We start from the raw sequence: 15,202 nt of genomic DNA on the forward strand, positions 1-15,202 counted from the left end.
TCGGATAGGATGTAACCAATGGCAATGTCTGTAGGCGGCGCTGGCGGAGAAGAACGCCCGATGTCGGACATCAACACCACGCCGCTCGTGGACGTGATGCTGGTGCTGCTGATCATCTTCCTCATCGCGGTTCCGGTTGCGATCCAGACCATCGAGAAGCTCAAGGTTCCCGTTCTGGCCTCGGAAGAGAGCCAGGAAAAGGTGGAAAACCTGCTGCTCGCCGTCGTCACGACCGACGACGCTGGCCGTAGCCCCGGCCAACCCGGTTATGCCGGATCGAGCCGGACCGGCGAATGCCGCGTCTATTTCAACAACGTGACCCCGGTGGACAACAACGAGCTGTACAAGCAGGCTTTCGATCGCCTCGACGCGATCGTGAAGCGTGAAGGCGGCGCGGCCAACATGGACCCGGAAAAGATCCCTGAAGTGCACATCCGTGGCGACGTGAACGTCCCCTGGAAGTGCATCGCCGGTGCGATCTACAACGTGCAGACCGCGGGCTATCCCAAGGTCGGCTTCATCTCCACCCCGGTCGATCCGAACGGCTAAGCTGCTCGGCTCCCGATCAGGGCGCACACGCGAACAGGAGTAAATCCCATGGCAATGAGCGGCGGCAAGGACGATGGCTCGCCGATGATGGAAATGAACACGACGCCGTTGATCGACGTCATGCTCGTGCTCCTCATCATGTTCATCATCACCATCCCCGTGGCCACGCACTCGGTCAACGTGAACCTTCCGCAGGCGTCCCCGCCTACGAACAACCCGGTTGTTGACCCGGTGAAGAACAAGCTGATCCTCACCCAGGACAACCAGGTTCTCTGGAATGGTTCGCCGGTGACCGACGGCAATCTGGTTTCGCTGCTCCAGGCGACCAAGGCGATGAGCCCGGAACCGGAACTTCAGTTCCAGCCGGACGGTGCCTCGAGCTACGAGCGGGCCAACCAGCTGCTGAAGATCATCACCGAATCCAAGGTGACCAAGTTCGGCTTCGTCGGCAACGAGGGCTACGCCACCTTCGGGAAGGCGCAGTAAGAGCCGGTCTCCCGAACGCCACGTCGGGAAACAGAAACAGGGGGCGGAGCAATCCGCCCCTTTTTTCGTGCCTGTTTTGACGGCCACTTATCGACAGGCGGGGTTTCGTGGTACGGGCAGGCATGACCGCACGCATCGACCAGTTCCACGCCATCGCCGTCTCCACCCTGGCCCATCGTCTGGCCGGAGAAGGGCGCTCGATCATCCACATGGAATTCGGCCAGCCTTCGACCGGGGCCCCGGCAAAGGCGATCGAGAAAGCCCAGCATGTGCTGGCCACCGACCCGATGGGCTATTGGGAAAGCCAGGCGCTTAAGGCACGGATCGCCCGGTCCTATGCCGACAGTGACGGCCTGAGCGTCGAGCCTCAGCAGATCATACTTACCTGCGGGGCCTCGCCCGCGCTGGTCATGGCGCTGACCTTGCGGTTTGCTCCCGGTGCGCGCGTGGCGCTCGCCCGGCCCGGCTATGTCGCCTATCGCAATACGCTGCGCAGCCTGCACATGGAGCCGGTCGAGCTGGAATGCGGGCCCGACGAACGCTTCAACATCACCGCTGCCGCGCTCGCCGCGATGGAACCCGCGCCCGATGGCCTGATTCTGGCCAGCCCGGCCAATCCCACCGGCACCGTGATTCCGCCCGAGGAGATGGCCGCCATTGCGCAAGTGTGCCGCGCGCGCGGCATCCGCGTGATCAGCGACGAGATCTACCACGGCCTGACCTATGATGGCGCGCAGGCCCGCTCGACGCTGGCCTTCGATCCCGATGCGGTGATCATCAACAGCTTCTCGAAGTACTTCTCGATGGCGGGCTGGCGTCTGGGCTGGATGGTGGTTCCGCTCGATCAGGTCGATCAGGCGCGGGCGCGGATGGGCAACCTGACCCTTACACCGCCGGTGCTCAGCCAGCATGCGGGCCTCGTCGCCTTCGACTGCGGGGACGAACTCGAAGGGCATGTGAGGACATATGCCCGCAACCGGCAGATCCTGCTCGATGCGCTGCCCGAACTGGGCCTTGCGCGGATCGCGCCGCCTGATGGGGCGTTCTACATCTGGGCCGACATCGCCCACCTGACGGACGATTCGATGGCCTTCTGCCTGAAGCTGCTCGAAGATACCGGGATCGCCACGGCGCCGGGGATCGATTTCGATCCCGTCGAAGGGCATCACTTCTTCCGCATCAGTTTCGCGGTTTCCACGCCGCTGGTGGAAGAGGCGATTGCGCGGATGAAGCCGTGGTTCGCGGCGCGTCTGGCCGAGCGGGCGGTCGGGGCCTGAAGAAAGATCAATCCCGGAGGCCATCGCCCCCGGCCCCCCGGGAACTGATGCCGGTTGCCATGCCCAGCCTTGCCGATCGCGCGGCGGTAGCCAAAGATAATGGGGTGCAGGGGGCTTTGCCCCCTGCGTTATCCCTTGTTCTTGAAATCAGGATCAGTGCCCGGGAAAATCCATCAGGGCATCGACCGTGACGCCTGCTGCGCGCAGGCGGTCGGCGCCGGCGAGGTCGGGCAGGTCGATCACGAAGAACGCGTGGGTGACGATGGCGCCTGCGCTGCGCAGCAGTTCCGTTGCGGCAAGGGCGGTGCCGCCCGTGGCGATCAGGTCGTCGACGAGGGCGACGTGCTGGCCCGGCGTAATCGTGGTCGGGTCGATTTCGAGGCGGTCGGTGCCGTATTCGAGCTGATAGTCGACGCCGATGGTCGGCACCGGCAGCTTGCCGGGCTTGCGCACGGGGATGAAGCCGATGCCGGCGTGGGCCGCTGCCGCAGCGCCGAAGATGAAGCCGCGGGCTTCCATGCCGGCCAGCATCGTGGCGCCGCTGGCCTGTGCGCGGGTGGCCAGATGCCCGATGGCGGCAGTCAGGCTCGGGCCATGGCCGATCAGCGTGGTCACGTCACGGAACAGGATTCCCGGTGCGGGGAAATCGGGAACGGTGCGGACGAATTGCTTGAGGTCTTCCGGGGTCATGCAGCGCCTTTGGCCTGTGGATACGAAAAAGGCCACCGTTTCGGGTGGCCTTTCGCGTTTTTTGTCGGGTGCGGGTGCACCAGAGATAATTTCTTGCCCTCAGTGGACCTTGGCCCAGACGTTGCGCTTGGCAAGGTAGGCCAGCACGGTGGCGGCGAGCAGGAAGGCGAGGACAGCCCAGCCGGTCTGCTTGCGCTTTTCCATCTTGGGTTCGGCGGTCCAGGCCAGGAAGGCGGCGACGTCGGCGGACATCTGTTCCTTGGTGGCCTTGGTGCCGTCGCCATAAGTCACCTGGTCGTCGGCCAGCGGGGCGGGCATGGCGATGTTGAGGTTGGCGAAATAGGGATTGTAGAACAAGCCGTCGGGCGTCTTGGCGTCCGGGAACTTCTTGAGCAGCTCGGCGGGCTGGTCCTGATAGCCGGTCAGCAGCGAATAGACGTATTCGGGGCCTTCGTGGCGGGCCTTGGTGATCAGCGAGAGGTCGGGCGGGCTGCCGGTTCCGGCGTAGTAGACCATCGGGAAATGGTCGGCCGGGGTGTTGTCGCGCTCGCCGGTTTCACCGGTCTTGGGATCGAAGGTCTTGGCCTTGGTGGCCCAGTCCTTGGCGATGGCCTTCACTTCGGCTTCGGAATAGCCGAGCGCGGCCAGATCGCGGAAGGCGACGAAGTGGAGCGAGTGGCAGTTCGAGCAGACTTCCTTGTAGACCTGGAAGCCGCGCTGGAGCTGCGCCTTGTCGAACCGGCCGAAGGGGCCGTTGAACGAGAAACCGGGCTCCGGCTCGCGCGGGGCAAGGTGGAATTCCTTGACGGCGGTGGCCGGTTCGGGATCGCGCATGTTCTGGACCACGCCCACCCCGAACGACCAGAGCAGCGCGACGGCGAAGAAGAGGCCGACAAGGGGACCAAAAAGACGGACCATGGGGTTCTCTTTCCTGTGTGCGGTTCGCGCGGGGCTCAGGCGCCGGGGGCCGGGGCCGAAGCGGGAGCCGTCTGGTCATCTTCGCCCAGCACGGCCTGGGTGATCGAGAAGGGCAGCGGGAGCGGCTTCTCGACCGAGGCGACGATCGGCAGGATGACGAGGAAGTGGAGGAAATAGTATGTGGCGGCGATCTGCGAGATCAGCACATACTTGGTTTCCGCCGGCGAACCGCCGCAATAGCCGAGCACCAGCACGTCGATCACCAGAAGGTAGAAGAACGGGCGGAACAGCGGGCGATAGCGCCCCGAGCGCACCGGCGAGGTATCCAGCCAGGGCAGGAAGAACCACACGAGGATGGCGCTGAACATCGCCAGCACGCCCATCAGCTTGGCCGGGATGAACAGGAAGTCGGCGGTGAACGCGCGCAGGATCGCGTAGAACGGCCAGAAATACCATTCGGGCACGATGTGCGCGGGCGTGGAGAGCGGGTTGGCCTGGATGTAGTTGTCCGGGTGGCCGAGCGCGTTGGGCATGAAGAACAGCATGGCGCAGTAGAGGATCGCGAAGACCCCGAGGCCGAAGCCGTCCTTGGCGGTGTAGTAGGGGTGGAAGGGCACGGTGTCCGACTCGGTCTTCACCTCGACCCCGGTGGGGTTGGAGGAACCGGGGATGTGCAGCGCCCAGATATGCAGGATCACCACGCCCAGAATCACGAAGGGCAGCAGGAAGTGCAGGGAGAAGAAGCGGTTGAGCGAGGCGTTGTCCGGTGCGTAGCCGCCCAGCAGCCAGTGTTGCAGCGGTTCGCCCACGAAGGGGATCGCCGAGAACAGCCCGGTGATGACCTTGGCGCCCCAGAAGCTCATCTGGCCCCAGGGCAGCACGTAGCCCATGAAGGCGGTGGCCATCATCAGCAGGAAGATCGTCACGCCCAGAAGCCAGATCATCTCGCGCGGGGCCTTGTAGGACGAGAAATAGAACCCGCGGAAGATGTGGATATAGACCACCACGAAGAAGGCCGAGGCGCCGTTGGCGTGGGCATAGCGCAGCATCCAGCCCCAGTTCACGTCGCGCATGATGTGCTCGACGCTGTCGAAGGCGACGCCCGCATTGGCCGCATAGTGCATGGCCAGCACGACGCCGGTGACGATCTGGAGCATCAGGCAGACCCCGGCGAGCACGCCGAAGTTCCACCAGTAGTTGAGGTTGCGCGGCACCGGATAGCCCGCGCCGACCGCATTGTAGACGAAGCGGGGCAGCGGGAGCTTCTCGTCGAGCCACTGCATCAGCGGGTGGCTCGGCTTGTACGTTTTCGCCCAGGGAAAGCTCATGGTGTCTATCCTCAGCCGATCTTCACGACAGTGTCGGACGTGAATTCATAAGGGGGCACTTCCAGGTTCTTGGGGGCCGGACCCTTGCGGATGCGCGCGGCGGTATCATATGACGAGCCGTGGCACGGGCAGAAATAGCCGCCGAATTCGCCCTTCACCTCGCCCTCGCCCGCGCCCAGCGGCACGCAGCCCAGATGGGTGCACACGCCCATGGTGATCAGCCAGTTCGTCTTGCCCGGCTTGGTGCGCTCGGCCAGCGTCTGGGGATCGCGCAGCGAGGCCACGTCGACCTTGTTGGCCGCAGTGATTTCCTCGGGCGTGAGGTTGCGGATGAAGACCGGCTGCTTGCGGAAGACCGCCTTGATCGCCTGCCCTGCCGAAATCTGCGAAATGTCGATTTCGGTCGAGCTTTCGGCCAGCACGTCGGCCGAGGGCGCCATTTGCGAGACGAGCGGCACGAGCACGGCCACTCCACCCACACCGGCAAAGCTCACCGCCGCGATGTTGATGAAATCGCGCCGTCGCACACCGTTTTCGTCGGTCGCGGGCGAATCGGTGTCGCCTGCGGTCACGTCGCTCGCGTTCACGAATGCCTCATCCGCCATTGATAATCCCTGCCTGCTGCCGCCCCCGCCTGCAAAGGGCCGGGCACGATAAATCCCCCTCCTCGCGCGCGGCGGCATGGTGGGCCGCTTGCCTTGCGCGCCGGGTCGCCGTGTTTTGAACGTGCCTGACCCGATCCGTAACGAGGGTGATAGACTTAGTTACACGGCTTTGCCAACAGGCATTTTATCAGGGAAATTGCGCGGTTTTTGCGCTTTCTCAATGCATCCTGACGGGGCAGGGGCGGGATCAGGAAATCGTTTCGAAGCCCGCCGCTGCTGGCCAGTGGGGGGCCGAAACGGCCATCGCCTTGAAGAGATTTCCCATTTCCTCGGGAGCGACCAGTCGGGCGAGGGCGCGCGCGATGGTCTGGGCATGGTCGGGCGCGCTGCGGGCGAGCCCCTGGGCACGGGCCTCGATTCCCAGACGCTGGAGGAACGGCCCCTGGGGCACGATTCCCTCGACGCGCGCGCCAGCCTGCTGCGCCACGGGCACCAGCGCGGAAAAATCGACGAGCGCGGTCAGGTCTGCCTCGCCCGGCGTGGCGAAGGGATCGACCTTTTGATGGGCGCGCACGGCCTGAAGCGTGCTGCCGGTGTGGGGGGCATCATGGCCATAGTCGATCAGCAGGGCCGTGCCGCCCTGGGCGACCAGCCGCGCGGCGATCTCGGCGACGACGGCGCTGGCAGCCGGGCAGGTCTCGATGATGGCGCCTTCGGGCAGGTCGGCGCGGTCGGCGGGGACGGCAGCATCCATCGGGCGGTCGCCGGCCACGGGCAGCAGGCGGCCCTGTTGTGTCGAATATCCGGTGTCTCCCGGTTCTCCCGGCGCGCGTTCGGCTCCGGCTTCGGGTTGCCAGCCGACCATGCGCTCGCGCCAGCCGCCTTCCATTCGCACGATCTGGCGGACGGGCAGGGCATCGAGAAATTCATTGCCCACGATCAGCAGCGGGCAATCGCCGGGCAGGGTGGAAAAGTCGTCGTGCCAGCAGGCCTGCGGAAAACGCTGGCGCTGGAGCGCGCGCAGGGCCGGGCTGGTCTCGACGAAATGGACTTGCGGGACGAGGCCCTGACGCGCGGCGGCGCGCAGGGCATCCTGCGCCAGCGTGCCGCGTCCGGGCCCGGCCTCGACATAGGCGACAGGTTCGGGGCGGCCTGCCCTGATCCACACATCGGCCAGCCACAGGCCGATCATCTCGCCGAACATCTGGCTGATCTCGGGGGCGGTGATGAAGTCGCCGCCATGGCCGAGCGGATCGCGCGTGGTGTAGTAGCGCGCGTTGGATTCGGCCATGAAATGGGCCACGCTGATCGGGCCGGTGGCCTGGATCAGGCGGGCAAAGACTTCGATCAGCGGTTCGCTGGCCATCGGGGAATCAGTCTTCCGGATCGACAATGGGGGGCAGCGCCGTGGCGCCCAGCGGCGGGCGGACGAGCGCGCGCACCAGCAGCGCAAGGCCGATGGCCAGCATCGGCAGGGTCAGCCACTGGCCCATCGACAGGCCGGTGCGCAGGGCGAAGTCTTCCAGCTGGGCGTCGGGCTCGCGGTAGAACTCGACGATGAAGCGCGAGAGCGCATAGCCGGTGGCAAACGTGCCCATCAGCAGGCCCGGACGCCAGCGCGCACGGGTCTTCCAGAACAGCGTGATCAGCACCGTGGCCAGCAGCACCCCTTCGAGCAGGGCTTCATAAAGCTGGCTGGGGTGGCGCGGATTGGGGCCCGCGCCGGGGAAGACCATGGCCCAGGGCACGTCGGCCGTGGTCACCCGGCCCCACAGTTCGCCATTCATGAAATTGGCGCAGCGCCCGAAGAACAGCCCGATCGGCGCGCAAGGGGCGATATAGTCGCACACGCGGATGAAGCTGAGGCGGTTGCGCCAGCACACGAAGGCGATGGCGCAGACCGTGCCGATCAGCCCGCCGTGGAAGCTCATGCCGCCTTGCCAGAGCTTGATCATCTCGGACGGGTGCGTCCACAGCTCGGGTGCGTAGAACGTGGCATAGCCAAGCCGCCCGCCCAGGATGATGCCCAGCGTCGCATAGAAGAACAGGTCGTCGGCATGGCGCTGGGCCATCGGCGCGCCGGGCTGGCGGATCATCCGCGAGAGGTGCCAGTAGCCGACCAGAATGCCCGCCAGATAGGCCAGCGAATACCACCGCAGCGCGAAGAAGCCGAAATCCCAGGCAATGGGCGAGAGCCCCAGCTGGTCCCAGCGCAGCGGCATGTGCGAGGAGGCCGATGCCGTGGCTGCCGAGGCGGCGGAAAGAAGCGGGAGCAGGGAAACCGGAGAAAGGGGCAAGCGGGGCAGCTCCATGGGGTGGGGTTTGCGGGGCGCCTTCTGGCACAGCGGCCAAGCTGCTGGCAAATCCCAAAACGGGTGTTTCCAAAGCAGGCCTGAAATGGGGAACCGGAACGGGGCTGGCGGGTTGGTGCCTGCGTTGCCGAAGGCATGATGCACACTTGCCTGCGTTCATGCTTGTCGGGGAAACTTCGATGGCTACGGTGTTTTCCCTTAACCCGGCCTCGTCTATTGGATGATCATGACTCTTCCCCGGATTCCGCATCAGCGTGCCATTATCGACCGTCGCAGCCTGTCCGAGGCCGTCAGCCGTGCCGTGGCCGCCGCCGGGGGCGATCCGGCGCGGGCGCGCCCGGCGGTGCTCGACCATTTGCGGCAGGCGCTGGCCGAAGGGCGCGACGAGCTGTCGCGGCGGCTGCGGGGCAAGCCTTCGGCGGGCTATGAATGCGCGCAGGGGCAGGCCTTCCTCGTCGATCAGCTCGTGCGCGTGCTGTATGACTACGTGATCGGCCATGTCTATCGCGCCAGCAACCGCACCACCGGCGAGCGGATCGCGATTCTGGCCGTGGGCGGCTATGGCCGGGGCGAGATGGCGCCCCATTCGGATGTCGATATCGCCTTCGTCACCCCGATCAAGCCGACCTCGTGGTGCGAGCAGGTGATCGAGGCGATGCTCTATTTCCTGTGGGATCTGGGGCTCAAGGTCGGCCATTCGAGCCGCTCGCTCGACGAGACGGTGCGCCAGGCCAAGAGCGACCTGACGATCCGCACCGCGCTGCTCGAAGGGCGCTATGTCTGGGGCGACCGCGAGCTTTACGAGGAATGCGCGCGCCGGTTCTGGTCGGAAGTGGCGGCAGGCACCGAGCGCCAGTTCGTCGCCGAGAAGCTGGCCGAGCGCAACGAGCGGCACAAGCGTCTGGGCGACAGCCGCTATGTCGTCGAACCCAACGTCAAGGAGGGCAAGGGCGGCCTGCGCGACCTGCACACACTCTACTGGATCGGCAAATATGTCCACAAGGTGCGCGATCCGTCCGAACTGGTCGACGTGGGACTGCTCACGGCGGCCGAATATCGCGCGTTCCACCGGGCAGAGAACTTCTTCTGGGCGGTGCGCTGCCACCTCCACATGATCACCCGCCGCGCCGAAGATCGCCTGACATTCGACCTTCAGCGCGAAGTGGCCTCGCGCATGGCCTTTGCCGACCGTCCGGGCAAAAGCTCGGTCGAGCGGTTCATGCAGTTCTTCTTCCTCCAGGCCAATCAGGTCGGCTCGCTGACCGGCGTGTTCATGGCCCAGCTCGACGAGCAGTTCGCCCGCACCAAGCCGGGCCTGCTGGCCTCGCTGCGCCAGCGCCGCAAGCGCAAGGTCGGCGGGTTTCCGGTCGTGGCCGACAAGGTCTCGGTGCCCAGCGACGATTTCTTTGCCGAAGACCCGGTGCGTCTGATCGAGATCTTCGTCGTGGCCGACAAGCACGGGATGGAAATCCACCCCGAGGCCATGCGTCAGGCCCGGCGCGACGCCGGGCTGATCGACGGCGCCGTGCGCAAGGATCCGCGCGCCAATGCGCTGTTCCTCGAAGTGCTGACCAGCCGCCACGATCCCGAGACGGTGCTGCGCTGGATGAGCGAGGCGGGTGTGTTCGGGCGGTTCATTCCCGATTTCGGGCGCGTCGTGGCGCAGATGCAGTTCGACATGTACCATCACTACACCGTCGACGAGCACACCATCCGCGCCATCGGCCTGCTCGCCCGCATCGAGAAGGGCGAGGAGCGCGAGCCGCACCCGCTGGCCAGCGATGTCGTGCGCAAGGTCGCCTCGCGCCGGGTGCTCTATGTCGCCACCCTGCTCCACGATATCGCCAAGGGGCGGCGCGGCGACCATTCGATTCTGGGCGCCGAAGTGGCGCGCAAGCTTTGCCCGCGTCTGGGCCTCTCGACGACGGAGACCGAGCTGGTTTCGTGGCTGGTGCGCTGGCACCTGCTGATGAGCGCGACCGCCTTCAAGCGCGATCTGGCCGACTACAAGACCATCGCCGACTTTGCCGCCCAGGTGCAGAGCGCGGAACGCCTGCGCCTGCTGCTGATCCTGACCATCGTCGACATTCGCGCGGTGGGGCCGGGCATCTGGAATTCGTGGAAGCGCCAGTTGCTGGGCGATCTCTTCATCCAGACCGAGGAAATGCTGCGTCTGGGCTACAAGCAGCATGGCCGTCCCGAGCGCATCGCCGCCAAGAAGAAGGCCGTGGCCGACCTGCTTCAGGAGCGCGCCGCGCTGATCGGCACGGTCGGGCGCCAGTTGGGCGATGCCTACTGGATTGCCGAGCCCGAGGACATCATCACGCTCAACCTCCAGCAGATGGACAGCGCGCTGGGCGAGCCGCTCTCGGTCGAGGCGCAATACTATCCCAAGCGCGGGGCCACGCTCGTCACCGTGCTGGCCGCTGACCATGCAGGCCTGTTCTACCGCATCGCCGGGGCGATCCATCTGGCCGGTGGCAGCATCATCGACGCGCGTATCCACACCACCCGCAACGGGCTGGCCGTTGACAATTTCCTCGTGCAAGACCCGCTGGGCCGCCCGCTCAACGAGGAGCGCCACCTTCAGCGCCTCAAGACCGGCATCGCCGATGCGCTGTCCAACCGCGTCAAGCTGATGCCCCAGCTCGCCGCGCGTCCGCTGGCCCGCCCGCGTGCGGAGGCTTTCGATGTGCAGCCGATCGTGATCTACGACAACAAGGCCTCGAACCGGTTCACGGTCGTCGAGGTCGGCGCGCGCGACCGGCCCGCGCTGCTCGCGCGGCTGGCCCATGTCCTGTTCGATTCGCGGCTGGTGATCCATTCGGCGCATATCGCCACGTTTGGCGAGCGCGCGGTCGATACCTTCTACGTCACCGACATCCTCGGCCAGAAGGTTACCGGCGAGGCACGCTTGCGCAATCTCGAACGCCGCCTGCTGGATGCTGCCGAGGATCACGGCCCCAATGCCGCGTCCGCCCCGGTCCCGAGCGCGACGGAAGCGGCCTGATATGGCGGAGGGCCCCCTCGTGAACCCGCGCGCGCCGCAATATCTGGCCGGACGGCTCCTGCTGGCGATGCCGGGCATGATGGACCAGCGTTTCGACCGTGCGGTGATCGCGATGTGCATTCACGACGATCAGGGCGCGTTCGGCATCGGCATCGGCGAGGAGCGCGCGGGAATCTCGTTCCACAGTCTGCTCGAAGATGTCGGCATCGATCCGGGTCTGACCCCCGATGTGCCGGTGCTGCATGGCGGCCCGGTCGAGACCGGGCGGGGTTTTGTTCTCCATTCGCCCGACTGGGGCAGCGAGGGCTCGATCCAGGTCGATCCGCTTTGCACGCTTTCGGCCTCGCTCGATGTCCTGCGCGCGATTGCCGAAGGACGCGGGCCTTCGCGCTGGCTGATTGCGCTCGGCTATGCCGGGTGGGGGCCGGGCCAGCTTGAGGAAGAACTCCACCACCACGGCTGGCACGCCACCGACGGCAGCGCGGCCATCCTGTTCGACACCCCGCGCGGAAACCGCTGGTCCGCCACCTGGCGCGCCGCAGGTGTCGACCCCGCCCATTTGGCCACCGACACCGGCCACGCCTAACCGGGGCATCTGGCGTGCGTATCTTGCGGATGAGTGGGAGAGCAGGTCCTGCTTTCAGGTTCGCCTTCTCTCCCGCACCTGCCCGTCTTCCATCGGGCCAGTCTGCACCGCTCAGTTCCGCTTGCCCATGGCTACCCCGGCAAAGTGGGAGGTGTCGGCATCAGTGTCGAGCCGGAAGACAACCCCGTATTCCTGCGCGGAAAGGCCGTTGAACTGCCCGGCAGCGATGTTGTCGGCGCGGCTGCTTGCGGTATTCCTCAGGACGATGTCGCTGCGGTCGCACACAGGGTTGCAGGGCGTGGCCCCTATCGTGCCGGCATAGGTCTGTTCGGCCAAGGCGCGCGCCTTGCCGGTGGTCATGTCGGTTGCCGCCATGGCCAGGGTCAGCGCCAGGCTTCCTGTATCGAAGTTCGCCTTGAGCGTGCTGCTGCCCGCAAGGCTGGCGTCATGTCCGCTCGTGCCATCATGGCCGCTGCCATAGGCGACCCCGTTGTATGTCGCCGTGCCGGTGGTTGGCACACCACTGCCGGGGGTTCGCGTGCCAAACATGATATATTGATGGGCTTGGCCGACGATAAACGGTTGGGTGTCGTTCCGCGTGAGATCGGCAAAGCTGGTATAGGTCAACGCGATGTCGGGATTGCCTGCGCCCGTGCGGAGCACGCGCGTGGTATACTCGGCGCCCTTGTAGACATCGAAGGCCGCCGTGCTCTGGCTGGGGGACCGATCAGTGGCCAGGACGGTCAGGAACGAGGGCCAATAGGAGCGGACGACCGAATTGGGACTCGTATTAATCGTGTAGGTGCCGGTGGCCGGGTCATAGCGGAACAGAGAAACGTATGACGGGCTGGCGCCGTAACTCGTGTTTTCCTGACTCTTGATGTACTCGACACTTCGCCCCTGCAGGTCGGTCGTCTGGGTCAGCGCCGCCAGGCCTTGCACCAGGCCGGTCACATCCACCGGCGATGATGCCGTCATGACCCCCAGCAGTTGTCCCCCGGTCTTGTCGCCAGCCTTGATGGTGGTCGCCAGTTCGGTGTTCTTGGCGCCAAAGAAGCTGCCGTCGAATGTGCCGTCATAGGCAAGCGCACCTCGGGTCGAAAATTGCCCGTTTATCTTTGCGCTTCCGGCAGCCAGCGTGGCTGTGCCGGTCCAGGTGCCTTGCCTGGAGCCGCTCGCGGTAAAGTCGCCGGGCGCACCGTTGACGAAATCGTGGGCGGCATAGGTTCCCGAGGCGGTCAACGTGCCACTCTTGAAATCGACTGTCAGATCGCCGGTGCCCCCTGCGGTCTGCGGTTTTGCGCCAAGAGGCAGGGCAATCGCCGAAAGCCGGGCACTGTAGCGGGCCGCTCCGGTGGCAGGCATGGCGCTGGCAGGAGTCGCGATGCCGTAGAGCAGTGCGTCGACTTGCGCACTCGCCCCCGTCCGCTGCCACATCAGGCTGGCCATGTTGGAACTTGGCATTCCGATTTCGCCGTAGATCGGGGGGGACATCACCATCAGTCCGGTCGTGATCGTGGTGCCGTCGGCCCTGAAGAAGGTGCGCTGAAGGGACGAATGGGTGTAGACCGATGCCAGTGCAGGCGATGCAGCAAGCTGCTCGACCATGCTGTTTGCATTCAGGCTCGCAGCCAGCCCTGTCGACTGGACCGCGAAAAAGCCACTTCCCTCGATACTGGACGGTGTGGGGGCCGTCGCATCCCGCGCGCCGAAAAAGGCCCCTGTGGTGACGTCACCCGGGCTGGCGCGGTAGAACGTGGCGCCGATTTCTGCTGCATTGGGGCCGTAGAAGTGGCCGTCGAGACCATTGTCCTTGGTATTTGACGACAGGCCCAGGTTGCCGCTGAAGGCGCTGGAGCCGCTCTTGATCATGGCGGTGCCGGTAAGGGTGTCGCTGAAGTCGGTCTGGCCGGTTTGCACGTTCATCTGTCCGTAGGGGATGCGGACAATCAGTGCGCCACTGGTGAAATCGACCTGGACCTGGCCCGTTCCCCCCAGACCCAGGATCGTCTGGCCTGTGGCCCTGACCCCGACCAGACTGACTGCGAACCGGACGTTGCCACTCGTGGGCATTGTTGCGGCGGCCGTCTGGGCGCCATAGGTAAAGCTCTCGACGCTGGCATTGATCCGGTTGCTGCCCTGGTTGACGCGCTGCCAGTATCCGGCGCCGACATAGCGGGTCTGGCCACTGCCAGTGCCAGGTTTTGTCAGGGTCAGGTAGCTCGACGTGCTGCCCTCGACGACCTTGTAGGTCGTGATCAAGGCACTGGATTGTGTCTGGTCGAGCGTGGAAGGGGCGAAGGTCTGGCTGAGCGACCCATCCCGCACGCTATAGGCCTTGCTGGCGGCGTCATAGGCGAAGGTGAGGGCGCCCTTGGCCGCGGCGAACGTACCCACTCCTGAGTTCGCGGCATAGCTGGCCGTGGCAAGGGTGGAATCATTGGCAAAGGATTCGGACACCATCGAGCCGATCAGGCTGGCATTGCTTCCCGTGGGCGGTGGTGCGGGCGTGCTGTTCACCCCGCCTCCACTGCCGTCTCCGCCGCCACAGGCCGCAAGTGCCAGAACGGAAACAAGCGAAGCGTGAAAACGCAAACGGCGGATCTTCGTCATGGCAGGGGTCCCTCCGGGCCAATCGCGACAATACAGGATGGTCAAAAGGCCGCCGTGATGCCGATTTCGGCAGCCAGGCGGCGGTAATCGTAAATTTCCACGCTTGAACGGTTGCGTTCCCAGCGTAGCCGGGTGAGCGGGGCCAGGCCTTTCCATTGCAGTGCACGCCAGGTCGTGCTCGCCGAAATGGCCACGCGCTCGTCGGCGCGACGGTGGCGATAGAGAAACAGCCGGTCATCGGCCTCGAGACGGCTGTAACTGGCGCTGATGACGGCCGTGGTCCGCCCGATCTCGCGGAAAGCATAGGCCGACATTCCGGCCGTCACATCAGACCAGCCCGCATCCCGCGCTTTGTTGCGGTTGGCAAACACCTGAAACCCGCCACCAAACCGCGAGGAAAACGCCCGGTCGAGCCCACCCGACAACGAATAGACATCCCCCGTCTGAAGCGCATTGCGGTGGTTGGCCGTATGGGTGATTCCCCCCTCGACGTGTCCTTGCGTGGTCTTGCCCATCGGGTGCAGAAAATTGACCGTACCGCCCAGCGACGTGCTGTAGGGCGCAAGACCATACCAGCGCCACGTCGGTCCGAACCCGAAGGTCAGCCGGTCAGACCCCAGCGCATATTCCGGCCCGGCCAGCAACCCGAGCAGCACGTCGTCGAATTGCGTGTCCCGATAGAGATCGCCCGAGGCACTCAGGCGCACCAGCAATGTGGCATTTCGGTCGATCGGCGCGCGCATATAGGCCTGTCCCCGCACCGCAAGGCCCAGTCCCGAACGCGCACGGGCATTCTCGTCGAGCGCGAAATCCCCGATGACCGTTCCC

Annotated in this window: 13 protein-coding genes (1 of these 13 running past the window's edge); 5 read left to right on the forward strand and 8 right to left on the reverse strand. The window is 65.3% G+C overall.

All coding sequences use genetic code 11. The features are described 5' to 3' along the window. Nucleotides 1–18 precede the first annotated feature (18 nt). From SBI20_RS11965 to SBI20_RS11975, 3 genes are all read left to right on the forward strand, one after another. A complete protein-coding gene (locus SBI20_RS11965; protein ID WP_317975241.1) occupies nucleotides 19–549 on the forward strand; it encodes an ExbD/TolR family protein in 531 nt (176 codons plus the stop codon). A 48-nt stretch (nucleotides 550–597) separates the two neighbouring features. Next, a complete protein-coding gene (locus SBI20_RS11970; protein WP_317975242.1) occupies nucleotides 598–1,035 on the forward strand; it encodes an ExbD/TolR family protein in 438 nt (145 codons plus the stop codon). Between the two features lie 122 nt (nucleotides 1,036–1,157). Further along, complete coding sequence (locus tag SBI20_RS11975; protein ID WP_317975243.1) at nucleotides 1,158–2,312, forward strand: pyridoxal phosphate-dependent aminotransferase; 1,155 nt, start codon at nucleotides 1,158–1,160, stop codon at nucleotides 2,310–2,312. A gap of 153 nt (nucleotides 2,313–2,465) precedes the next feature. Here the strand turns inward: SBI20_RS11975 and SBI20_RS11980 are convergent, their stop codons facing one another. The 6 genes from SBI20_RS11980 to lgt form a co-directional block, all read right to left on the reverse strand. Continuing rightward, nucleotides 2,466–3,002 (reverse strand): adenine phosphoribosyltransferase, encoded by a 537-nt coding sequence (locus tag SBI20_RS11980; protein WP_317975244.1) that lies wholly within the window; start codon nucleotides 3,000–3,002, stop codon nucleotides 2,466–2,468. 99 nt (nucleotides 3,003–3,101) lie between these two features. After that, entirely contained in the window at nucleotides 3,102–3,920 is an 819-nt protein-coding gene (locus tag SBI20_RS11985; RefSeq protein ID WP_317975245.1) for a cytochrome c1, read from the reverse strand. Between the two features lie 35 nt (nucleotides 3,921–3,955). Next, entirely contained in the window at nucleotides 3,956–5,248 is a 1,293-nt protein-coding gene (locus SBI20_RS11990) for a cytochrome b (protein WP_317975246.1), read from the reverse strand. A gap of 11 nt (nucleotides 5,249–5,259) precedes the next feature. Then, the gene (gene petA, locus SBI20_RS11995) at nucleotides 5,260–5,853 is read right to left on the reverse strand and encodes a ubiquinol-cytochrome c reductase iron-sulfur subunit (protein WP_317975247.1); all 594 of its coding nucleotides are present in this window, start codon (nucleotides 5,851–5,853) and stop codon (nucleotides 5,260–5,262) included. 247 nt (nucleotides 5,854–6,100) lie between these two features. Beyond that, nucleotides 6,101–7,219 (reverse strand): class I SAM-dependent methyltransferase, encoded by a 1,119-nt coding sequence (locus tag SBI20_RS12000; protein WP_317975248.1) that lies wholly within the window; start codon nucleotides 7,217–7,219, stop codon nucleotides 6,101–6,103. Nucleotides 7,220–7,226: 7 nt separating this feature from the next. Then, nucleotides 7,227–8,075, reverse strand: a complete 849-nt coding sequence (lgt, locus tag SBI20_RS12005) for a prolipoprotein diacylglyceryl transferase (RefSeq protein WP_317976124.1) — start codon at nucleotides 8,073–8,075, stop codon at nucleotides 7,227–7,229. Nucleotides 8,076–8,391: 316 nt separating this feature from the next. On the opposite strand from lgt, the gene SBI20_RS12010 reads away from it, so the two are divergent. Then, nucleotides 8,392–11,175 carry a [protein-PII] uridylyltransferase gene (locus tag SBI20_RS12010; RefSeq protein WP_317975249.1) on the forward strand — a complete coding sequence of 928 codons (2,784 nt, stop codon included), beginning with the start codon at nucleotides 8,392–8,394 and terminating at the stop codon, nucleotides 11,173–11,175. Nucleotide 11,176: 1 nt separating this feature from the next. Then, a complete protein-coding gene (locus tag SBI20_RS12015) occupies nucleotides 11,177–11,761 on the forward strand; it encodes a YqgE/AlgH family protein (protein WP_317975250.1) in 585 nt (194 codons plus the stop codon). A 111-nt stretch (nucleotides 11,762–11,872) separates the two neighbouring features. Here SBI20_RS12015 and SBI20_RS12020 read toward each other — a convergent pair whose 3' ends face one another. Both SBI20_RS12020 and SBI20_RS12025 read right to left on the reverse strand, forming a co-directional pair. Continuing rightward, the gene (locus SBI20_RS12020) at nucleotides 11,873–14,374 is read right to left on the reverse strand and encodes a transferrin-binding protein-like solute binding protein (RefSeq protein WP_317975251.1); all 2,502 of its coding nucleotides are present in this window, start codon (nucleotides 14,372–14,374) and stop codon (nucleotides 11,873–11,875) included. Between the two features lie 41 nt (nucleotides 14,375–14,415). Further along, a protein-coding gene (locus SBI20_RS12025; protein WP_411911521.1) for a surface lipoprotein assembly modifier crosses the window boundary here: on the reverse strand, nucleotides 14,416–15,202 show its 3' portion. It continues 494 nt past the right edge of the window; 787 of the gene's 1,281 nt are visible here — the last part of the coding sequence; the start codon falls outside the window, past its right edge; its stop codon occupies nucleotides 14,416–14,418.

This window comes from Novosphingobium sp. IK01 (genome assembly GCF_033242265.1).
Classification (GTDB): Bacteria; Pseudomonadota; Alphaproteobacteria; order Sphingomonadales; family Sphingomonadaceae; genus Novosphingobium; species Novosphingobium pituita.